This is a genomic window from Hylemonella sp. P2_B10, from assembly GCF_056404875.1.
Window position 1 is genome coordinate 28,927 of sequence record NZ_JBFUDE010000004.1, and the last position, 20,679, is coordinate 49,605.

24 protein-coding genes are annotated in these 20,679 nt (G+C 67.1%); 14 read left to right on the top strand and 10 right to left on the bottom strand.

Annotated elements, in window-relative coordinates; all coding sequences use genetic code 11:
- Nucleotides 1–14 precede the first annotated feature (14 nt).
- Nucleotides 15–1,331: a hypothetical protein gene (locus AC1DX2_RS17935; protein WP_477197756.1), complete on the bottom strand. Its 1,317-nt coding sequence runs from the start codon at nt 1,329–1,331 to the stop codon at nt 15–17.
- A 194-nt stretch (nt 1,332–1,525) separates the two neighbouring features.
- Here AC1DX2_RS17935 and AC1DX2_RS17940 point away from each other — a divergent pair, with 194 nt between their 5' ends.
- The gene (locus tag AC1DX2_RS17940; RefSeq protein ID WP_477197757.1) at nt 1,526–3,310 is read left to right on the top strand and encodes an autotransporter outer membrane beta-barrel domain-containing protein; all 1,785 of its coding nucleotides are present in this window, start codon (nt 1,526–1,528) and stop codon (nt 3,308–3,310) included.
- Between the two features lie 16 nt (nt 3,311–3,326).
- On the opposite strand, the gene AC1DX2_RS17945 is transcribed toward AC1DX2_RS17940, so the two are convergent.
- The 4 genes from AC1DX2_RS17945 to AC1DX2_RS17960 all read right to left on the bottom strand — a co-directional run bounded on the left by AC1DX2_RS17945 (nt 3,327) and on the right by AC1DX2_RS17960 (nt 5,890).
- A complete protein-coding gene (locus tag AC1DX2_RS17945; protein ID WP_477197758.1) occupies nt 3,327–3,797 on the bottom strand; it encodes a GNAT family N-acetyltransferase in 471 nt (156 codons plus the stop codon).
- A 58-nt stretch (nt 3,798–3,855) separates the two neighbouring features.
- On the bottom strand, nt 3,856–4,797 hold the full coding sequence (locus tag AC1DX2_RS17950; protein ID WP_477197759.1) for a sugar kinase: 942 nt from the start codon (nt 4,795–4,797) through the stop codon (nt 3,856–3,858).
- A 61-nt stretch (nt 4,798–4,858) separates the two neighbouring features.
- Nucleotides 4,859–5,473: a DUF1294 domain-containing protein gene (locus AC1DX2_RS17955; RefSeq protein ID WP_477197760.1), complete on the bottom strand. Its 615-nt coding sequence runs from the start codon at nt 5,471–5,473 to the stop codon at nt 4,859–4,861.
- A gap of 12 nt (nt 5,474–5,485) precedes the next feature.
- Complete coding sequence (locus AC1DX2_RS17960) at nt 5,486–5,890, bottom strand: DUF1801 domain-containing protein (protein WP_477197761.1); 405 nt, start codon at nt 5,888–5,890, stop codon at nt 5,486–5,488.
- 135 nt (nt 5,891–6,025) lie between these two features.
- Here AC1DX2_RS17960 and AC1DX2_RS17965 point away from each other — a divergent pair, with 135 nt between their 5' ends.
- Nucleotides 6,026–6,442, top strand: a complete 417-nt coding sequence (locus AC1DX2_RS17965; RefSeq protein WP_477197762.1) for a nuclear transport factor 2 family protein — start codon at nt 6,026–6,028, stop codon at nt 6,440–6,442.
- Nucleotides 6,443–6,484: 42 nt separating this feature from the next.
- Here AC1DX2_RS17965 and AC1DX2_RS17970 read toward each other — a convergent pair whose 3' ends face one another.
- The gene (locus tag AC1DX2_RS17970) at nt 6,485–6,889 is read right to left on the bottom strand and encodes a nuclear transport factor 2 family protein (protein WP_477197763.1); all 405 of its coding nucleotides are present in this window, start codon (nt 6,887–6,889) and stop codon (nt 6,485–6,487) included.
- A 106-nt stretch (nt 6,890–6,995) separates the two neighbouring features.
- Nucleotides 6,996–8,810, bottom strand: a complete 1,815-nt coding sequence (locus tag AC1DX2_RS17975) for a hypothetical protein (protein ID WP_477197764.1) — start codon at nt 8,808–8,810, stop codon at nt 6,996–6,998.
- A 149-nt stretch (nt 8,811–8,959) separates the two neighbouring features.
- On the opposite strand from AC1DX2_RS17975, the gene AC1DX2_RS17980 reads away from it, so the two are divergent.
- The 3 genes from AC1DX2_RS17980 to AC1DX2_RS17990 all read left to right on the top strand — a co-directional run bounded on the left by AC1DX2_RS17980 (nt 8,960) and on the right by AC1DX2_RS17990 (nt 11,488).
- Complete coding sequence (locus AC1DX2_RS17980) at nt 8,960–10,087, top strand: saccharopine dehydrogenase NADP-binding domain-containing protein (protein ID WP_477197765.1); 1,128 nt, start codon at nt 8,960–8,962, stop codon at nt 10,085–10,087.
- On the top strand, nt 10,084–10,551 hold the full coding sequence (locus tag AC1DX2_RS17985) for a DUF2269 family protein (RefSeq protein ID WP_477197766.1): 468 nt from the start codon (nt 10,084–10,086) through the stop codon (nt 10,549–10,551). Before AC1DX2_RS17980 ends, AC1DX2_RS17985 begins: the two co-directional genes overlap by 4 nt.
- A gap of 163 nt (nt 10,552–10,714) precedes the next feature.
- On the top strand, nt 10,715–11,488 hold the full coding sequence (locus AC1DX2_RS17990) for a glucose 1-dehydrogenase (protein WP_477197767.1): 774 nt from the start codon (nt 10,715–10,717) through the stop codon (nt 11,486–11,488).
- A gap of 52 nt (nt 11,489–11,540) precedes the next feature.
- Here AC1DX2_RS17990 and AC1DX2_RS17995 read toward each other — a convergent pair whose 3' ends face one another.
- Nucleotides 11,541–12,293 (bottom strand): substrate-binding periplasmic protein, encoded by a 753-nt coding sequence (locus AC1DX2_RS17995; RefSeq protein ID WP_477197768.1) that lies wholly within the window; start codon nt 12,291–12,293, stop codon nt 11,541–11,543.
- Nucleotides 12,294–12,549: 256 nt separating this feature from the next.
- Here AC1DX2_RS17995 and AC1DX2_RS18000 point away from each other — a divergent pair, with 256 nt between their 5' ends.
- The 6 genes from AC1DX2_RS18000 to AC1DX2_RS18025 all read left to right on the top strand — a co-directional run bounded on the left by AC1DX2_RS18000 (nt 12,550) and on the right by AC1DX2_RS18025 (nt 17,079).
- A complete protein-coding gene (locus AC1DX2_RS18000) occupies nt 12,550–12,924 on the top strand; it encodes a hypothetical protein (RefSeq protein WP_477197769.1) in 375 nt (124 codons plus the stop codon).
- 128 nt (nt 12,925–13,052) lie between these two features.
- A complete protein-coding gene (locus AC1DX2_RS18005) occupies nt 13,053–13,367 on the top strand; it encodes an EthD family reductase (protein WP_477197770.1) in 315 nt (104 codons plus the stop codon).
- 21 nt (nt 13,368–13,388) lie between these two features.
- Nucleotides 13,389–14,813, top strand: coding sequence for a sensor histidine kinase (locus AC1DX2_RS18010; protein ID WP_477197771.1), 1,425 nt, complete (start codon nt 13,389–13,391; stop codon nt 14,811–14,813).
- A gap of 68 nt (nt 14,814–14,881) precedes the next feature.
- Complete coding sequence (locus AC1DX2_RS18015) at nt 14,882–15,439, top strand: hypothetical protein (RefSeq protein WP_477197772.1); 558 nt, start codon at nt 14,882–14,884, stop codon at nt 15,437–15,439.
- A 50-nt stretch (nt 15,440–15,489) separates the two neighbouring features.
- Nucleotides 15,490–16,101 carry a DUF7482 domain-containing protein gene (locus tag AC1DX2_RS18020; RefSeq protein WP_477197773.1) on the top strand — a complete coding sequence of 204 codons (612 nt, stop codon included), beginning with the start codon at nt 15,490–15,492 and terminating at the stop codon, nt 16,099–16,101.
- Between the two features lie 129 nt (nt 16,102–16,230).
- Nucleotides 16,231–17,079: an isocitrate lyase/PEP mutase family protein gene (locus AC1DX2_RS18025; protein WP_477197774.1), complete on the top strand. Its 849-nt coding sequence runs from the start codon at nt 16,231–16,233 to the stop codon at nt 17,077–17,079.
- Nucleotides 17,080–17,201: 122 nt separating this feature from the next.
- On the opposite strand, the gene AC1DX2_RS18030 is transcribed toward AC1DX2_RS18025, so the two are convergent.
- Nucleotides 17,202–17,855 (bottom strand): hypothetical protein, encoded by a 654-nt coding sequence (locus AC1DX2_RS18030; protein ID WP_477197775.1) that lies wholly within the window; start codon nt 17,853–17,855, stop codon nt 17,202–17,204.
- A 54-nt stretch (nt 17,856–17,909) separates the two neighbouring features.
- Between AC1DX2_RS18030 and AC1DX2_RS18035 the strand changes: the two genes are divergently transcribed.
- From AC1DX2_RS18035 to AC1DX2_RS18045, 3 genes are all read left to right on the top strand, one after another.
- Nucleotides 17,910–18,383: an AAC(3)-I family aminoglycoside N-acetyltransferase gene (locus AC1DX2_RS18035; RefSeq protein WP_477197776.1), complete on the top strand. Its 474-nt coding sequence runs from the start codon at nt 17,910–17,912 to the stop codon at nt 18,381–18,383.
- Nucleotides 18,384–18,434: 51 nt separating this feature from the next.
- Nucleotides 18,435–19,352, top strand: coding sequence for a LysR family transcriptional regulator (locus AC1DX2_RS18040; RefSeq protein ID WP_477197777.1), 918 nt, complete (start codon nt 18,435–18,437; stop codon nt 19,350–19,352).
- 74 nt (nt 19,353–19,426) lie between these two features.
- Nucleotides 19,427–20,104: a PEP-CTERM sorting domain-containing protein gene (locus AC1DX2_RS18045; protein ID WP_477197778.1), complete on the top strand. Its 678-nt coding sequence runs from the start codon at nt 19,427–19,429 to the stop codon at nt 20,102–20,104.
- 67 nt (nt 20,105–20,171) lie between these two features.
- On the opposite strand, the gene AC1DX2_RS18050 is transcribed toward AC1DX2_RS18045, so the two are convergent.
- Nucleotides 20,172–20,609 (bottom strand): universal stress protein, encoded by a 438-nt coding sequence (locus AC1DX2_RS18050; RefSeq protein ID WP_477197779.1) that lies wholly within the window; start codon nt 20,607–20,609, stop codon nt 20,172–20,174.
- Between the last annotated feature and the right edge of the window lie 70 nt (nt 20,610–20,679).

Consider the following 20,679-nt stretch of genomic DNA (forward strand, 5'->3'; position numbering starts at 1 on the left):
GCCCCACGCCGGCCTTATGGCAACGAGCTGCCATTGAGCACCAGCTGGGTGGTGGTCTGGGCGGCGCCGGCCTGGTCCACAAACTTCAGCTGCAGCCCCTTCAAGCGGCCGTCAGCCACCGTCCAGATGGTGTCTACAGATGAGCTGCTGCCAATGCGCGTCACCTTGCGCTTGCAGGCCGCAAATGTGCCGGCCGGTGTGGTGAGCTGCTCCACGCCCTGGAAGGCGAAGAAGTTGAAGTTCTTTTCCACCGGAATCACGTTGAGCGCCGGCACCGACACCGTGGTGGCCGCGCTGATGGTCTCTGAATAACTGCCGGTGGTGCTCAGCGTGGCCGGTATGCGTGACACCGGCGTGTACACATTGGTGATCTGGATCTCGCCGTAGCTGCCGTAGTTGACCAGCGCCATGAAGCCCGCATCCACGAAGCCTGCGTCCGTCGCGTCATGGTAGTAGTGGTTCTTGATGACGCTGCTCTGGCCCGCCGTGGTCACGCCGCTGGTGGTCTGGAACACGTCGGCCACGTCCGTGCCGTGGAAATTCAGGCGCGCGCCCACAGCGGTGTCGACCGTCAGGCTGCGCAGGCCGGGCGCGGCAATGCTGATCTGGTAGGTGGTGCCCGGCACATACAACGCCGGGTTCAGGCAGTCGCCATACACCGGCAGGTTGCTGGCCACTGTGCCGCCGGGCGTCACCACGTGCGAGACCAGGTGTGTGGCGTCCGCGCTATAAGCGTGGTTGGCGCTGGCCTGAGCGTTCAGCGCCTTGGCGGCGGCTCCCCAGGTGGCGTCGGCCTCCAGCGTGCCGAGCAGACTGGCCGCGTTGAGGATAACGGTGGCACGCGAGGCCTTGCCGTAGGCGGCAAACAGCTGCGGCAGCACCGCCTGCATGGCGTCCAACGCGCCGGGGGCGGTGACGTTCTTGGCCGTCACACCCAGGTTGGCCAGCACGCGGCCCGCCAGCACGCTGTCGCTGAGTGTGGAGAGGTCGTTGTTGACGCCGGTCACCACCGCGTTCAGGTTGCTGGCTGCCAATGTGCTGCTGCCCGTGTAGGTGGCGTTGCTGGGCGCGCGGCCATAGGCGCCCTGGTGCAGCAGCGCCACGTTGCGTTGCGCGGTGGTCATGCCGGCGCTGGCTTGCGCCTGCGCCTGCATGGGCGCCGGTTGCGCCATGGCCTGCGGATGCACCGCGTTGGCCGAAGGCACTCCGCTGCTGTTGTTGCTGTTGTTGCTGCTGCTGTCGCTGCCGCCGCCACAGGCGCTCAGCAAAACGGACAGGCCGATCGTGGCACAGGTGCCTGCCCAGGCATTCGCCTGGTGTGCTGTAGTCATTCGTTCCTCCCTGAAGCAAGGCGCCTGCTTGCTGTTGTGGTGTGGCGCCCGCCGGCCCATTCTAGGCAGCTAGCCACCGCAGGGCAACTTCGCGCATGACCTGTGCGTGCCGTCACATGCACACGCGCTCAGCGCGCCTAGACTGCAGCCCATAGCGTGCGCCATGACCACAGACACGCAACGGAGGAAACGCCATGCCCCTGACCGTCACCGGCAACAGCGCCACGGTGCTGTTCATCAACGAGGCTCTGACCGGCCTCAACGTCCCCGCCAATGGTTACTACACACAGCGCGGCAACCTGGACGCCGGCTACAGCGTTGCCAGCTACGTCAACGACCTGACGGCGTTTGGTTTCCGCACCGCGTCCGACGCCACGCTGGCCACCGTGGTGCTGGACCACCTGCTGGGCCACGACCCGGCCAACACCCCCACCCTGGCCGCCAGCGTGACCGCGCTGCTGACCGCCAACCCCGGCAACCGCGGCGTGGTGGTACTGCAGCTGGCGGTGCTGCTGTCGGGCAAGGAGGGCGACCCGGTGTATGGTGCCGCCGCTGCCGCGTGGAACGCGCGCATCAATGCCGACCTGCGGGTCCAGCTCAGTGACCCCGGCCCGCGCAACTACAACCTCACGCCGGGCCTGGACGACATCACCGGCACGCCCGGTGGCGACAGCTTCGTGGCTGCTGGCACATCGCTCAACAACAGCCCCTCGCTCAATACCGGCGACAAGCTGGATGGCGGCGCCGGCGGCGACACGCTGTCCCTCTACACCCGAGGCGCGCAAGTAGCGCAGTTCACCGGCTTCACCGCCACCAGCGTGGAGACGCTGCGCATCACCTCCGACGCCAGCGGTGGCAGCGTCGTCAGCCTGGCCGGCATGCCCGACGCCACCTCGCTGATCAACTATGGCAGCAGCACCGACGTCAGCTTCACCAACCTGGGCCACCGGGTGGACCTGACGCTGGCCAACGTGTCCAGCGGCAAGACCACCTTGGCTTTCGCCCCCGAGGTGGTCAAAGGCAACGCCGACACGCTGGATGTGGCGCTGATCAACAACCAGGCCAACCCATTCGGCCCGGTGAACGGCCTGTACGTCAACGGCATCGAGGTGATGAACATCAACACCAGCGGCGGCAGCAGTCGCACAACGGGCAGCGCCGCCGTCAGCGTGGAGGGTCCGGTGTTCCTCGACATCGGCAGCAGCCTGGCCGAGATCGCCTCGCCCGGCAGCCTGGCGGTGCTGAACATCAGCGGCGACGAGGACCTGACCGTGGGCAAGGTGGATTTCTACGGCGCCGGCAACACCGGCCTGGTGAACGCCGCGGCGCTCACCGGCCGGCTCACGCTGGGCCTGGGCACGCAGGGCGGGGCGGACGCCAGCATGCGGGTGCTGGGGGGTGCCAATGTGGACACGCTGCGCCTGGCAGGCAACCCTGCCGACTACAGCCTGCAGTTCAGCACGGGCACAGGGGCCACCAACCACCTGCACAACCTGCATGCCAGCTCGGCACAGGTGGGCAACCTGGACTTTGCCGGCGTGGAGCGCCTGCGGTTCGACAATGTGTCGCTGGCGCTGGACGTGCGGCCCGACCAGGCCGGTGGCAAAGCGGCCGAAATGCTGGGCGCCGTGCTGGGGCTGGCCGGCCTGAACGACAAGGCCAACGCCGGCTGGCTGCTGACCCAGTTCGACAAGGGCGTCACACTGCTGGGCGTGGCGCAACTGCTGCTGAACAACGGCTACCTGGCCGGCAAGGCCGGCGCGGCCAGTGCCGCCGATGCACCGGCCATCGTCCGCTACGTGTACACCAATGTGCATGGCCAGGCCCCGCTGCCCACCACACTGGACGCACTGCTGGCCCCGATCACCAGCCACACCACCACCCTGGCCCAGTGGGTAGCCGACATGGCCGCATCAAGCGACAACCAGGTGCATGTGCAGTTGACCGGGTACCTGCAAAACGGGTTGGCCTACGCTTGAGCCGTAGGCGAGCTGGTCATCCCAACGCCAACAGCAACTGCGGCCGCACACGCGTTGGCTGCCCTTCCACCGGCGCGGCCACCGCGTCCACGCGCACGGCACCCAGCGCCAGGTAGAAAGCCTCGGCATGCGGATCGGCATCAATGCTCAGGGCCACGGCGCCACCGGCGCGCGCCAGTGCCACCGCATGCGCCAGCAGCGCCCTGCCAACGCCCCGGCCCATGGCGAGCGGCACCACCCAGAAATGCTCCAGCACCCAGTGCCGGGGCGCCGGCAGCAGCACCAGAAAGCCAACCGGGCCGTGCTGGCCATCCAGCTCAGCCACCCACACCGTTCCGCTGGCCAGCGCCTGCTCGGTGATCGTCAGCTCATCGCGCCACGCCGCCAGCTGCGCCGGCGTGTAGGGCCAATGCGATTTGGAGGCGAAGGCGATGTCGGAGAGCTGCGCGGCCTCTCTCGCCTTGGCTGGGCGTATGCGTGTCTGCATGGGTTGGCATTGTGCGCCCATGGCTGCCGGCTTGGGGCGCCGGCGTGAGGTATTTGCGCTACTGCGGCTTGGCCATCAAGGCCCGCACCTGCTCCGGCCGGGGCACCGGCGCCACCGCGCCAAAGCCGGTGGTGGACAGCGCCGCTGCCGCATTGGCATAGCGCGCGGCGTCCCAAATCGAATCGCCGGCCGCCAGCCGGGCCAGCGTGGCACCGCAAAAGCAGTCGCCCGCGCCGGTGGCGTCCACCGCCTGCACCTTGTAGCCGGCAATGGTTTCGCGCCGCGTGCCGTCGCTGACGCGCACGCCTTCGGGGCCGAGTTTGAGCAGCACCTGGCGGGCGCCCAGGCCGTGGGCCCAGTCGAGGATGGCGTCCAGATCGTCCAGGCCGCTCAGTGCTTGCGCGTCTTCCACGCTGGGGAAGAAATAGTCGGCCAGCGCGGCGGCCGCGCCAATCACCGCACGCGCACGCGCCAGCGGCCACAGCTTCAGGCGCAGGTTGCTGTCCAGCGCCACCTTCACTCCCGCTTGGCGCGCGGTGTCGAACGCCGCCAGCACGCAATCCGCCGCGTTGGGGCTGATGGCCAAGCTGATGCCTGAAGCCTGTACGTAGCGGGCCGAGCGCAGCAGCGGTAATGGCAGCTGATCCACCTGCATGCGGCTGGCTGCCGAGCCTGCACGCAGGTAGCTGAACACATGGCCCGTGGCACCATGCGTGACGAAATACACGCCGGTGGCCGATGCGGCATCCACCCCCACCGCGCTGGTGTCCACGCCTTCGGCGCGCCACAAGTCCAGCAGCATCTTGCCAAACGTGTCGTCACCCACCCGCGTGACATAGGCGCTGCGCGCGCCCTGGCGGGCGGCGGCAATCGCCATGTTGGAGGTGTCGCCGCCAAAGCCCTGCAAGAAGTTCGGCTCGCCAGCGCGCGTCTGGTTGAACTCGATCATCGCCTCGCCCAGCGCGACGATGTCGGGGCCTGTGTGTTGCTGCTGCGTCATGCCCCTAGCGTACTTCAGATCCGGGACGTACTTGCTGTTCGTGCGGTAAGGCCGGCGCCCATCACCTGCGCAAGGTGGCCTGCACGATGGGTGAGTTGACCGCTACGAACACCACCACATTCATCACCACACTGCTCCAGAATGCGGAGCGAAACGACGCTTTGTTGGACTTGTGCCTGAGCAGCTGTTGCGCCACGATGGCACCCGGCCAGCCGCCCACCAGACCCAGCATCAGCAAGGTGCTCTCGCTTGTGCGCCACCTGCCTGCCGTGGCAGCCGACTTGTCGATGGCATAGGCAAAGAAGCAGACCACGCTGGCCACGCCATACAACGCCGCCACCCAACCCGGCACCCGCCAGACCACCGCCACCACAACGTAAACAGCCAGGAACGCCGGGATCGCGAACAGACTGGCTGTTCCCCATTGGGCCGGCGAGTCCGGCCGGTTTGACCTGGTCGCGCGTGGTGGCTTGACGAGTTCAACATTCCTGGCGCGCTTCTTCCCCTCGGGGCTCAGTTCGACTTCGAACGTCACCCGTTGGCGCAGCTGCGGCCGCCCGGTGCGCCCTGTGAATGCCTTGATATGGACGAACACCTCTTGCCCGCCCTGATCGGCTTCGATGAAGCCGAAGCCACGCTCGTCGTTCCAGGATTTGACAATGCCACTGAAGCGCATGCAGGTTGAAGCCTACTGCTTCCCCCACCCCGGCAACTTAGCCGCCTGCTTGATCCACTTGGCCAGCTGCTTCTCGTCCAAGTCGTCCTCGTGCACATCCACCCAGCGCGCTTCCTCTGACGTGCCGCCGCCCGGCGCGGGTTTCAGCGATGTGCCCTTGAAGAACGTCACCTTCACATAGTTGGCAAAAGTGTGGAAGCTGACAAACCAGCCCTGTCCGCCCTCCACGCCGTAGAACGGCGAATTCCACTTCACCGCCTTGCGCACGTTGGGCACGGTCTTGACGATCAGCGCATCCAGCCGTTCGCCCACGCCGCGCTTCCAGTCCGGCATGGCGGCAATGTAGGCCTGCACCGGCGCGTCGCCGTCAGCCTTGGCGATCTGCGGGTTGCCGCCGGAAAGTAACTTGGGTTTCATCGCACGCTGCCATCCCTGTTTCAAACCATTTCCGCGGTAGGAGCATGCCTACCCCCAGGCGCCCCGCTCTCCGACTGCCAGCAGCAGCGCACAGGGACATACTGAATTATTCCCCCAGCCCCGAAGGAGAGTCAAATGCAAACCGCAAACACCGCCACCAACAGCAACGAACTGATGGCCCTGGAAAACAAGTTCTGGCAGTCCCTGGTGGACGAAGACACCGACACCGCGCTGACCCTGCTGGACGAGCCGTCGATGATGGTCGGTTCACACGGCGCCATGCAGTTCGACCATGCCGACTACAAGCAGATGGCCGAGCAGGGCAAGATGATCGTCACGTCGTTCGAGTTGAGCGACATGAACGTGCTCTTCCCCAGCGACGACACTGCCGTTGTCACCTACAAGGCCAAGCAGACCATGACAGCACGTCACGGCAAGGCAGACCTGATCAAGCAGGAGATGGCCGATTCGTCCGTTTGGACGCGCAAGGGCGGCAAGTGGCTGTGCGCCATGCACACCGAAACGCCGACCGAGAGCAGCGCCGCTCACTAGCGGGCAGGCGGCCAACCAGCGCCCGGACAGGCCGGCCGCTGGCTAGGACCAGTGCGCATCCACCAGCCGCTGGTCCTCGTCATACACCCAGCATTCGGCCAGCTTGCCGTCGCGCACGGTGTAGCGCAGCAACCGCTCGATCTGCACCACCACACCGCTGCGCTCAAACTGCTCCACGGCGATGACGGCGCCAAAGCGCGCGCCGGCCAGCACGTCCTGGATGCTGATGAGCTTGCGGTTGGTCTTCTCGCGCACCTGTTTCAGCACCTGCAGGCATGCCGCCTTGCCCCGGTGCGTGCCAGCTAGGGGGCTGCGCCCGAAGTAGTGGAAGACCACATCGTCGTGGTAGCTGTCGACAATGCCGCGCAGGTCGCCGGCCGCCCAAGCGTCGGCATAGCGCTTGACCACGGGGTAGATCTCGTTGTTTGGGGGCTGGGTGTTCAGCATAGTATCTGAACTATAGACCTGACGGCGGTGAAACCGGGCCCGTGCCGAGGCATGGCCGGGGGGCGACTGGTAGGCCCAGCACACCACAACCGGCCTCACCCGGCGACTACAGCGTGAACGGGAAGGACGCGTCCACATACACCAGCCCGCCCTGCGCATGCCCCATCAGCAACGCCTGCAGCGGCGCCTGCGCCGCCTGCACCACGGCGGCCAGCCACTGCGCTGGGTAGACGCTCTTGTCGTCCAGCGGCGCTTGCAACGCGGCGCGCGTGGCGGCGTCCGGCGCATGGCCGTAGACGTTGGTGTACACCCAGTTGACCAGCGCGTCGTGGTTGTCCCACAGGCTAGCGCCAGCGGCGGCGCGCAGCGCATCTGAGCCTAGCAGCTGGTCGGCAAACTGGGTCAGGGCCTGCGTGTTGTTGATGCCGCCGGTGTAGCCGCAGTACTGTTCGGTCATCGCCAACACCTTGCCCACCAGCACCGGGTTATCCAATCCGGCGGCGCCGAAGGTGGCGGCCACCAGCAGCGCGGCGCGGCCGTCTTGTTGGGTGGCGGCCAGGTCCAGCGCCAGCGCGCGGTCGGCAAACACCAGGCGCTCCACGCTGGTGGCGCTGTAATCCCTGCCGCTGTCGGCGCGGTTGTCGTGCAGCGTAAGGGTGTCGCCCAGCTTCAGCGTGTAGTCACCCAGTTTGCCGGTGAAGCGCAGCGTGTCCAGGTTGCTGCCGCCCAGCACCACGGTGGCGCCGCTGCCGGCGCCGGTGGTGGCCAGCCGCACGTCCAGCCGGCCCGCCAGCGCGTGGGCGTCTAGCAGGTTGGGCGTGGCCGCGCCGTTGCCCTGGAAGCTCAGCGTGCGCACGATCAGGTCCCCGGTGCCGCTGGCCACCAACTGCTGCAGCGCGTTGGACTTGATCTCGGTCAGGTCCGCGCCGCTCACCGTCACATTGAAGCGGCTGATGCCGTCCACCTGGATGCTGCCTGCGGGCGATGAGACCAAGGCCGGGCCGAGCGCGCTGCTGACGGACAGCAGCGTCAGCGCCATGACGCCGCCGGACGCGGCGAGCGCGGCCGGCGTGTAGTGCAGCGTGGTGTTGCCCGACACCACCTGCACCAGCTTCAGGTCCACCACGCTACCCAGGTTGAGCAGCTCCAGGCTGCCCCAGCTGCCGCTGTTCACCACATGGGCCAGCCCGGCCATGCCGGCGGCGTCCACCACCACGACCGGGGCCTGGCCCGTGTTGCGCACGTTCGCCACCAGGGTGGCAATGCCGCTGGTGGTGAAGCCCGTCATCGGCCCGGGGCTGGGCAGCGGGTAGTCGCGCAGCAGCAGCCAGTCGTCGCCACCGCTGCCGGTCAGCACATCGCCCGGCCCTAGCGTGCCCGGCCGGGCCAGGAAGGTTTCGTCATAGGGCGTGCCCGGCAGCACGTCGGCGCCGGTGGTCAGCGCATGGGTGTACACGCCTTGGGGTGCCGTCAGGTAGGGGCCGTATTTGACGATGAACTGCTCCGTGTCCAGCGCCTGGTTGTAGGCCTCGCCCAGCCGCAGGTTCCAGGTCGCGGCGGCGGCGCCATAGAGCTTGTCGCCTTCCAGGCGAGACAATACGCTGCCCAACGCGCAGACGATGGCGCCACGGTCGGCCGGCTGGCTGTCAAACAGCTGCGTCAGCTGCGCGCGCAGCGCGGGGGTGTTGGCGGGGTCGGTGCCCAGCATCTGGCCCAGCACCTTCTGCGCCCACTCGGCATTGGTGGCGTAGTTGCGCGAAAACATGTCGAACAGGTTGTCCGCCCACGTCACCAGGTTCTGCCCGGTGGCGCCAACGGTGGCCAGGTCGCGCTGAAAGCTGGCCGGCCAGGGGCTGCCAATGCCCGCGCCCAGGTACAACTCCACCACGGCGGCGGCCGGGCCGGTCACAAAGATGGGCATGCTGGTTCCTCCTGAATGTCGTTGTGTTGCAAGCCGGTGCCATCTTGGCCGTCTCACCGCTCGCCGGCAATCCCCCAACCCGGGGGAACGGCACCCCGGCGTGACTGGCGTCACAATGCAGTGCACACCTTTACACAGGAAGCCCACGTTTGAAAGTCCTGGTGCTCGGCGGTTATGGCAACTTCGGCGCGCGCATCTGCCGTGCGCTGGCCGGCCATGCGCAGATCGACCTGCTGGTGGGCGGGCGCAGCGCGCAACAGGCGCAGGCCTTTGCGCAGACCTTGGGCCACGGTGCCCAGGGCGTGGCGCTGGACCTGCAGGCGCCCGATTTCGCCGCACGGCTCAAGACGCTGGGTGTTGAGCTGCTCATCCACACCGCCGGCCCCTTCCAGGCCCAGGCCTATGCGGTGGCGCAGGCCGCCGCGCAAGCCGGCGCGCATTACATTGACCTGGCCGATGGCCGGCGCTTCGTCTGCGACTTTGCCGCCGCGCTGGATGCCACGTTTCAGCAAGCCGGCCGCTGCGCCATCACCGGCGCCAGCACCGTGCCTGCGCTCAGCGCGGCGGTGGTGCAGCACCTGTGCGCCGGCTGGCAGCGCATGGACGTGGTGGACACCTGCATCGCCCCCGCGCAAACCGCGCCGCGCGGCGAGGCCACGCTGGCCGCCGTGCTGAGCTACTGCGGTGAACCCCTGCGCGTGTGGGCCGGCGGCCAATGGACGCAGCAGCGCGGCTGGGCGGCGCCCCAGCGCATTGCGTTTGCGCGCATGCGCCCGCGCCTGGGTGCGCTGTGCGACATCCCTGACCTGGAGCTGTTCCCCACACACTTTGCCGTCACCCAGCGCGTGATGTTCCGCGCCGCGCTGGAGGTGGGCCTGGCGCAACGCGCCTTTGCCTTGTTGGCGGCCCTGCGCACCCTGGGCCTGCTGCGCCACCCCGAGAAACTGGCGCGCCTGCTGCAACGCACCGGCACGCTGCTGGATGCCTTTGGCTCGTCGCTAGGCGGCATGGTGGTGCGCGTGCAAGGGCTGGATGCGCAGGGCCAGCCTGCGGCACGCGCCTGGCACATCACCGCGCCAGACGACCACGGGCCCGAGATCCCCTGCATGGCCGCCATCCTGCTGGCGCGCAAGCTCGCCGTTGGCCACGCCTTGCCCACCGGTGCCCGGCCCTGCATGGGCCTGCTGACGCTGGAAGACTTCGCGCCCGAGTTCGCGCGCTGGGGCACGCTGACGGATGTGGTGGAAGAGGCGCCAACAGCGCAAGGCATCCCATGAGCCTGTACCTCGCCCTCAAATGGCTGCACATCCTGTCCAGCGTGCTGCTGGTGGGCACTGGCTTTGGCTCGGCCTTCTACATGTTCTTTGCCAACCGCAGTGGCGACGTGCGCGCGCAGGCGGTGGTGGCACGGCTGGTGGTGCGGGCAGACTGGTGGTTCACCACGCCGGCGGTAGTGCTGCAGCCCCTGACCGGCGTGGCGCTGGCGTACCTGGCGGGCTGGCCGCTCTCCACCCCCTGGCTGGCCTGGGCGCTGGTGCTGTATGCGCTGGCCGGCGCCTGCTGGCTACCGGTGCTGTGGCTGCAGCTGCGCATGGCCGCCATGGCCCAGCAGGCAGCAGACGCTGGCACACCGCTGCCTGCGCTGTACTGGCAATACGCCCGATGGTGGGAACGGCTGGGCTACCCTGCCTTTGCAGCCATGCTGGTTGTGTTTTGGCTGATGGTGGCCAAGCCGGGGTGAGCTCACCCTCGCGCGTGATGCTCGCGCACCGCATTTCAACCCCCCGCATTGTTTCCAATTCAGAAACAGATAACTGGTCCGCGCATGGCTAGATCAAACCGGTGTCAAGGCCCAAAGTACGGTCCGTTCAGGCACCCATTTAATGATCGAAAGGATTCCCGCCATGACAACCCAAGCCAACACCCCGACACAAAACCCCGTCGTCCTCATCACCGGCGCGCTCACCGGCATCGGCCGCGCCACCGCGCTGGCCTATGCCCGCGAGGGCGCCCGCGTGGTCGTCAGCGGCCGGCGCGTGCCCGAGGGCCAGAACCTGGCCAGCGAGCTGCGCGACCTGGGCGCCCAGGCCGAGTTCGTGCAGGCCGATGTGCGCCACGAGGCCGATGTGCAAGCGCTGGTGGACGCCACCGTGCAGCGCTTTGGCCGGCTCGATGTGGCCGTCAACAACGCCGGCACCGAAGGCCAGCCCACACCCGTGGTGGACGCCACGCCGGCCGACTTTGAGGCCACCTTCAGCACCAACGTGCTGGGCGTGCTGCTGTCCATGAAGCACCAGCTGCGGGTGATGGCCAAGCAGGGCGCCGGCGCCATCGTCAACGTGTCGTCGGTGGCCGGGCAGATCGGCTTTGCCGGCGCCTCGGTCTACGTGGCCAGCAAGCACGCGGTGGAGGGGCTGACCAAGACCGCCGCGCTGGAAGTGGCCGCCAGCGGCATCCGCATCAACGCCGTGGCGCCCGGCCCGATCCAGACCGCCATGCTGGACCGCTTCACCGGCGGCACCGAGGAAGGCAAGAGCGGCCTGGCCGGCATGGTGCCGGCCAAGCGCCTGGGCCATGTGGACGAGATCGCGCAGGCCATCCTGTTCCTGGGCAGCGACAAGGCACGCTACCTCACCGGGCAGAGCCTGGCGGTGGACGGCGGCTACATGGCGCAGTAAAAAGGGTTGGAAGGTGTGGTGCGGCGCCGCGCCACACCAGGCGTAGTGCACTTTAGCGCGCGTGCGCCAGCGCTTGCATGTGGCCGGGGAAGACCGGCCGCAGCGCATACTTGTCCAGGATGTGCTGCACCTGGCGCGTGCGCTCCAGCGCCTCGATGGCCTTGTTCAGCTCCTGCACCGTCACCTGGCCCTTGCGCGAGACCGCGCACTGTGCCTTGTAGCGGTGCACCAGCAGCGGCGGTGGGAAGACCACCTCCGCCGTGCCGCGGCTCACCTGGTAGCGGTAGAACATCTCGCCCAGCACCGCGTGCTGCACGCGCCCGGCGGCCAGCTTCATCAGGTTGCTTTGCGAGTTGGGCGCGTTGTCGCGCACAAAGCGTGCGCCCAGGGCGGTCTCCAGATCGGGGTAGGAAAAGCCCAGCACCGTGCCGACCGGCACACCCGCCAGGTCTTGCAAGGTGGACGGCCGCGCCACGCCGGGTGCGCTGACCAGCACCTGGGCGTTGGGAATGAAGGGCTTGCTCCAGTCAAACTCGCCGGGCAACCAGTCGGGCAGGTAGTGGCAGCTGATGTCGGCCGCGCCACTGGTCAGCGCTTCCATCACCCGCTTGCGCGGCAGCAGCTCAAAGCGCGCCTCGCGCTTCAACTCACGCGCCAGCGCCAGGCCCAGGTCGCGGTGGATGCCGTCCACCAGCTTGCCGTCGCGCACCTGCATCATGGGCATGTCGGTGCTGGTCTCCACCAGCAGGCGCAACTCGGCAGCCTGTGCCGCCGGCAGCGCGAGCAGCAACAGCCATGGCAGCACAAGCCCGCAGGTTTGCAGTAGCCACTTCGACAGACATCGCACCCGTTCACGCAGCACAGCGACCTCCACACATGCTGAATCCCCCTACATTTTTTGGAATGCCCGAAGTGTGGCGGTATGCGGAGAAAGAGTGTGGAGCGAGTGTGTCGTACAGATACGCTGCGTGCGCCGGGCTGGCCCGCCACCGTCACAGTGTGGCCACAATGGCGGCGCCCTGGCCGCGCACAATGCCGCACCACCCCACCGGAGGCACGCCATGTCCAAGGTCATCATCATTGCCGAACGCAGCCGCGCCGCCCGCGCGCTGCGCATCACGCTCGAGCTGGCCAGCCATGAGGTGGTGGAAACCCACCATGGCAGCGTGGCCGCGCTGCTGGTTCCGGCACTCAAGCCCGAGCTGGTGCTGGTAGACGCCGCGCTCACCGGCCTGCCCAACGCAACCCACCTGTGCCATGTGCTCAAGACCCGCTCGCCCGCGCTGCGCGTGCTGCTGGTGGGCGGCACGGTGGCCCAGGCCGCCCACACCAGCGGCGCCGACGGCTGGCTGCCCCTGCCCTTTGAGCCCTGGCAACTGCTGGAGACGGTGCAGCAGCAGCTGGACGACGAGGCAGCCTGCGCCGGCGCGGTTTAAGCGTACCTAGCACGCCTAACCCCATCTCGCCGCTTGCGCGGCACGGTCAGTTGGTGCAATATCATTGGCTTTCGTTGGGCCTGCACCTGGGGCCGCAAAACACAAATCACAACACGCAGCAACACGCCATGATCAAGATCAGCATCATGTACCCGCACACGCCGGGTGCCCGCTTCGACCACGACTACTACCGCGACACGCACATGCCGCTGGTCGCCGCCCGTTTGGGCGCGGCCTGCCTGCGTTACACGGTGGACAAGGGCCTGGCCGGCGGCGCCCCAGGCGAGCCGCCCACCTACGTGGCGGCTTGCGCCTTCTACGTCGACACGCTGGAAGCCTTCAACGCCGCCTTTGGCCCGCACGCCAAAGAGATCCGTGGCGACATCGCCAACTACACCGACATCGTGCCCGTGAAGCAGGTCAGCGAAGTGGTGGTCGGCTAAGCACTTGTTGTAAGGCCACCTGTGGCAACCACGCAGCGCGGCGACGCGCTGGATCTGTTTCTGGCCAGCTATGGCCTGCGCACCCTGCGCGGCATCTGCCTGCTGTGGGCGTTCGCCATCGCGATGGTGGGCGTGCAGAACTACCGCACGCTGGGCCAGCCCATCACCCCGCAACTGCTGGCCGGCCTGGCCCTGCTGGTGCTGGTGCTGGCACTGATGCACACCCAGCGGCTGCGCCTGGCCATGGTCAGCCTGCTGTGGGGGGCGCTGGGCGTGACCTTTCTCACCGCCCCCTTCGTGGCTGGCATCCGCACCCCGGGGCTGATGACGCTGCCTGTGCTGTGCCTGCTGACCAGCTGGCTGCTGGGCGTGCGACAGGTGGTGCCCATGGTAGTCATCACGCTGGCCTACCTGATAGGGCTGGAATGGGCGCAACGCCACGGCCTGCTGCCCCCGCCGCTGGAGCGCGACCCCCTCACCTGGACCATCGCCTACGCTGCCGCCGTCGTCACCGGCGCCGTGTTTGGCGGCGTGATGACGCGCAGCGTGCGCGAGCAGCTGGACAAGAGCCACGCCCTGAGCGACCAACTACGTGCCGCCAACGCCAGCCTCGAAGACAAGGTGGCCGAGCGCACGGCCGAGCTCAGCACCACCCTGAAGCGCCTGCAGCAGACGCAGCAAGACCTGATCCAGTCTGAAAAACTCGCCTCGCTGGCCAGCATGGTGGCCGGCATTGCGCATGAGCTGAACACCCCGCTGAGCAACGCCCAACTCACCGCCACCACGCTGCAGCAGCGCGCCACCGCCTTGAGCGTGGCGTTGCGCACCGACCAGCTGCGCCGCTCTGACCTGGCCGCTGCGCTGGGGGACATGCTGGAGATGTGCGCGCTGATCGACCGCGCCGCCAACCGCGCCAACGCGCTGATCACCAGCTTCAAGGAAGTGGCGGTGGACCAGGTGAGCGAGCGCCGCCGCACGTTTGACCTGCGCCAGGTGGTGGACGAAAACCTGGCCTCGCTGCGCCCCGGCATCGCCAACAAGGCGCTGCAACTGGACAACCAGGTGCCCGAGGGCCTGCAGTGCGACGGCTACCCCGGCCCGCTGGGCCAGGTGCTGACCAACCTGGTGCAAAACGCCGTGCTGCACGGGCTGGAGGGTCGCAGCCAGGGCCGTGTGAACGTCAGCGCCCGGCTCGACGGACCCGACCATGAAACGCTGGAATGGGCCGTGGCCGACGACGGCCACGGCATGGACCTTGAGACCGCCAGCCACATCTTCGAGCCCTTCTACACCACCAAGGCGGGCCAGGGCGGCTCCGGCCTGGGCCTGGCCATCTGCCACCGCATCGTCACCACGCTGCTGGCGGGTGACATACGCGTCAGCAGCACGCCGGGGGTGGGCACGCAATTCATCATCCGCATGCCGGTGAGGACGCCGGGGGTCTGAGGCTGGCCGACCGGGCGACGCCAGCGCCCCGCCATGCGAGAATGCCCGCAATGCCAAGCGGGAGCCCCATGCACACCACCCCCCTGAGACGCTGGGCCACCAGCCTGCTGGCCAGCGCCGCCTTGCTGGCCTTTGCTACCCCCGCCTGGGCGGTGCGTGACGTCAAGCTCACCGCCAAGCCGGGCGATTTTCAGATGTGCGAGTTGCTGCCCGCCAGCGACGCCGGCACCCTGGAAGGCACCCTGCAGCTGCTGAAGCAAAACCCGCACGATTCGTGGGCCACGCTGGCCTCGGTCATCCTGGCGCGCAGCAAAACAGACATCGTCTACCGGCTGGACCTGGTCGTCACCCGCGACCGCAAGCGTGCCGAGGTGCTGTCCAAGCTGCAATTCGGCGCCGACTACGTGCAAGACCTGCTGCGCGAAGACCTGGCCTGGAACGAGCGCTTTGCCTTCGAGCTGGAATGGACGCGCGACAACGACATCTACCTCGGCTGGGACGACGGCGAGCGCCTGCTGAAGGTCAGCCGCCGGCCCCGCCGCGCCTTCTTCGTGGTCTCGGGTGGCGAGGCGGTGTTCAGCGCCAGCACCGACATCAAGGCCAACTGCGGCAGCATCAGCGAATAGCGCGCGGCTGTAAGGTTCGCCATCGCGGCGCGACCAAGCGAAACGGGCGCTTGGCCCGGCAACCCAGCGCCACCATGCACCTGCCGCCCGCACCCTGCTTCACCACCCACGGCTCCCTGGCCCTGCTGCTGACCGCCGCCCTGCTGGCCGGCTGCGCCAGCCACGACCCTGCCGGCACCACCGGCACCCGCGCCAACGACGCACCCGAGATCGCCCTGCCCCTGGTGCCCGGATGGCATGCGGGCCAGCGCGTGTGGTACATCACCACCGACATCTCCGACCCCACCATGGCCGCCCAGGGCGGCGCCAACCTGGTGCCGCGCCTGGCCCAGGCGCTGCCGCCACAGCCGCGCGACCCCAGCCGCCCCGGCAGCGTGGAGCGCATCTACAAGTTTGCCGACAGCAGCCAGCCCAGCGTGCTGCCCAGCGCGCCGCAGCCACTGGGCGGCGGCAACCGCAACACCGCCTACAGCCCGCTGTGGCAGTTGGTGATTGTGCGCTGGCAGCCCGGCCAGCCGCGCACCGAGTTGCGCTCCGAAGAAGCGCTACTGGCCGCCGAAGAGGCAGGCCGCATCACGCTGCAGCCCACCGCCATCGTCGTCAACTGCCCGGTGGTGCAGGTGGGCGACCAGGTGCTGGCAGGCGCGCGCCGGTTGCGCTGAACCAAGGCGGTCCGCCAGGCCCACCCGGCCGCTTCCGCGCGGACCAACATGTCCGCTTGCAGCCAGCAAGGTCTCACCGTGCGCGCTACGATGTGTCCACACACATTGACCACCCCACGGAGACCCGCCATGCCACAGACCGTTCAACAAAAACGCGCCGCCTTCAAAGCCCTGCACGCGCAAGGCTGCTTCGCCCTGCCCAACCCCTGGGACGTGGGCAGCGCCCGCATGCTGGAAAACATGGGCTTCAAGGCCCTGGCCTCCACCAGCGCCGGCTACGCCTGGACGCAAGGCCGCTGGGACAACGCCCTCACCCGCGCCCAGGTGCTGGAACACCTGACCACGCTGGTGGCCGGCACTGACCTGCCCATCAACGCCGACTTTGAAGGCGGCTTTGCCGACACTGCTGACGGCGTGCATGAGAGCGTGCGCATGGCCGTGGCCACCGGCGTGGCCGGCCTGTCGATTGAGGACTCCACCGGCAATGCCGACGCGCCCGTGCGAGAGCTGGCCGATGCCGTGGCCCGCATCCGCGCCGCCCGCGCCGCGATTGATGCCAACGGCGGCGACACGCTGCTGGTGGGCCGGGCCGAGAACTTCCTGGTCGGCAAGCCTGACCTGGAAGACACCATCGCCCGCCTCAAAGCCTATTCAGAAGCCGGTGCCGACTGCCTGTATGCGCCCTTTATCAAAGACCCGGCGCACATCCGCGCCATCGTGGCCGCCGTGGCGCCCAAGCCGGTGAACCTGCTGATAGGCTGGGGCACTGAGATGACGCTGGCCGACGCAGGCGCCATGGGCGTGCGCCGCGTCAGCCTAGGCGGCGCCCTGGCCCGCGCGGCCATGGCCGGCTTCTACAACGCGGTGATGCCGCTGGCCAAGGACGGCAGCTTTGCCGGCCTGGCCGTCAGCGCGCCTGGGATGGATTTGAATGGGGGGTTCAAGCAGTGGGCGAAGGACCATCCGGGGCGGGAGTGAACGGGCCGTTTTTTTACAGGTACACGGCTATTCTGCGATCTACTCAGCAGGGTCGTGACTGTGCCGGTCGGAAGCCGGGCTGTGATACCAATGGAGTCGCAGTACTTTCAATAGACTGCCGGTCACTTGTGGGTTTGTCTGGTCGTACCCACGTCGGCTGTCTGCGGAACTGCGTATTCAGGAGTGGGCAGGCCGAGGAGTTGATCGCGGGGAAGCTTTTCTAGGTTCTCGTGCAACCTTTGGTTGTGTTCATCCATTTTGCTTTTGCTCCACTTGAAGGCATGATCCACAATAGCCGAAAGTGATGCAACGCCTTCCGGACTGTTCGTGTGGGACTCATGCACTGCTGAGACCACTCCAAGCACGTTCCTTGTACCGCCAGCCTTCGCTATTACCGCCATCGGTAGTGCTTGGGTGAACGAGTTGTCATGGTGAATGAGCTGCTTGTTTCGGAGATTGACGTAGAAGTTGTGGGAAGTCATCGCTGCAGGTGGTGTGCCGGCAAAAACTTCATCAGCTTTGAGGCGTGTTCTGGTATCTTTTCCAAAGCATTTGGAATAGTTGCTGATAGCGGTCAACCACAGTGCACGTTGCGTGATTGAGACTATGGGGCCGGTTGGGAGTAGGCTTAGTTCACGGAGACAGTCGGCGGCGACTTGCAAGTCGTGGCAGTGGAGGGAGTAGTCGGCCATCATGCTGGCGTCTGATCCACTTGCCAAGACAACTTTTTCCTTGTCTGGGTAGCCAGTTAGTTCCATCTCTACGATCGTTGCCATAGGTGCCAATCTGGTGGAGTGATCGTTCTATTTTGCGCCAGTGTAAAAGTGACCATGTATGAGCCTGTGAATGTCAAGCGCCTAACAGGCGCCGCAGGCGTGCCGCTGATGCGCGCCATGAACGCCCTGTTCGGCCGCGCGTTCGAAGAACCACACACCTTCGGCGGCGCGTCACCTGACGATGCCTACTTGGCCGACAAGCTGTCCCGCGAACACATCATCGCGCTGGCCGCCATTTCCGCACAAGGCGAAGTGCTCGGCGGTCTGGTGGCCTACGAATTGGACAAGCTGGAGCAGGCCCGCCGCGAGGTCTACATCTATGACCTGGCGGTGGACGCCGCGCACCGCCGCCAGGGCGTGGCCACTGCGCTGATCCAGCATCTGACGGCGCTGGCCAAGCAGCGCGGCGCCTGGGCCGTGTTCGTGCAGGCGGATTATGTGGACCCGCCGGCCATTGCGCTGTACACCAAGCTGGGTGTGCGCGAAGACGTGCTGCACTTCGACCTGCATCTTCCGCCATTGCCCTGATTCAACGATGGCGGTAGAGTGCCGCTGTTGTTGCTTGCCGGTACACAATTGATGGCCACCCACACCACCGCCTCGGCCGAAATGGCCTTCTTCAGCCTGCTGGTCCGGCTGGGCAGTTTCTCGGCCGTGGGCCGCGAGTTGGATTTGACGACCTCCGCCGTCAGCAAACGCCTGAGCCAGATGGAAGAGCGCCTGGGCGTGCAGTTGCTCACCCGCACCACGCGCCGCATGGGCCTCACCGCCGAGGGCGAGGTCTACCTGGCGCATGCGCGCCGCATCCTGGCCGACATTGACGATGTGGAGCGCGCATTGGGCCAGTCCATCGCCGCGCCCAAGGGCCTGCTGCGCGTCAACGCCACGCTGGGCTTCGGGCGCATGCACATTGCGCCGTTGGTGGACCGCTTTGTGCGCCGCTACCCCGAGGTGCAGGTGCAACTGCAGCTCACCGTCAACCCGCCGCCGCTGACCGACGACGCCTTTGATGTGTGCATACGCTTTGGCGAGCCGCCGGATGCGCGCGTGATCGCCCGGCGCATCGCCAACAACCGCCGCTTGATCTGCGCCGCCCCCGCCTACCTGGCCAAGCACGGCACGCCGCGCACGCCGGCCGAGCTGGCGCGCCACAACTGCATAGGCATACGCCAGGGCGACGAGGCCTATGGCGTGTGGCACTTCACATCAGGCCAGCGCAAGGAGACGGTGAAGGTGCGCGGATCCCTCAGCACCAACGACGGCGAAATCGCCGTCAGCTGGGCCCTGGCCGGCCACGGCTTGCTGATGCGCGCCGAGTGGGACATCGCCAAGTACCTGACCAGCGGCCGCCTGAAGCCCGTGCTGGACAACTGGCACACGCCGCCGGCGGATATTTACGCCGTGTACCCGCAAAGGCTGCAGACGGCGGCGCGGGTGAAGGCGTTTGTGGAATTTGTGGTGGCGGGGTTTGACAAGGGTGCAGCGACACGCGCGTGAGCTTTTTTGCTACAGTGCTGCTACAGCCAGCCAACAAAGGCTGGCGCAACACAGAAGTCAACAGGGAGTTCGTCATGACCAAAAAACAATGGGCGCTGGGCGCCGCATTGGCTGTCTGCGCTTTCGCGGCCTCAGCCACCCCCATCACCTGGACCTTCACCGGCGTCGTGCAAGCCGGCTACCAGGATGCCGGCTTAACCATCAGCGGCTCGCTGACGGTGGACCCGGCCGCGCTGAGCTACTTCGGCGGCAACGCCACCGAAAGTTCCACCCGCAAGCAATGCCCTGCCCCGGCGGGCTGCCCCGGCGTCGTCAGCGGCACGGCCGCCACCAGCGCGCACAGCGTCATCGTGGGTGGTGGCTTGGACGTTGTTGAAACGACGGTGCGCAAAAACGGCTTCGGCTCCCAGCACCAGGATTATTTCAAGGTGACCGGGCAAAGCAGCGACCCCACCCTCGGCACCAACGTCCTCATCGGCCTCTTCGTGTTCGCCTACACCGACGGCATCACCCCCAGCGGCATTTTTTCCAACACCGACTACGACAACCTCGACCTGGGCTTTCCGCAGCAGGTGAACTGGTTCGCCCCCGGCGCCACACTGGTGGGCGACATGCGGATCAACAACGTGATAGAGCGCTTTGACATCACCTCGCTGACGGACAGCTGCCAGGTGCCCGAGCCGGCCTCGCTGGCCCTGGTCGGCCTGGGGCTGGCCGGGCTGGTGGCGCTGCGCCGGCGCACCCGGGCCTGACCGCGCGGTCCTGAACGTCCGGGCCCGGCGCACGGGCTTGGCGCCCCGTTGTTGCCGCCAGCTCAACTCAGCGCAGCACCAGCACCGGGATCTTGCAGTGCGTCAGCACCTTGTGCGTCTCGCCGCCCAGCAGCAAGCCTTTCACACCGCGCCGGCCGTGCGAGGCCATCACGATGGCGTCACAGCGCATGTCTTCCGCCGCCTTGATGATGGCCTCATACGGGTGGTCGCTGCTCACCGCGACCGGCTCAAACGGCACGCCCGCCGAAGCCGCCAGCCTGGAGAGGATCGACAGGTACTCATCGGCGCGCGACCGGCGGGTGGCGCGGAACTCCGCCTCAGTATCCACCACCACCTGAGCGTCAAAGGCCATGATGTGGTAGTGGGGCATCACGTGCACACCCGTCACGCTGGCCTGCAGCGATTTGGCAAACTGCATGCACTTTTCAGCCGCCGCCAGGGCAAGCTCGGAACCATCGGTGGGAATAAGCAGATGTTTGAACATGGCATCCTCCAATGGTGAATGGTTTCAACACGGCAACCCTGCTCCTCGGTCCTTTGGTTTAAATATAGTG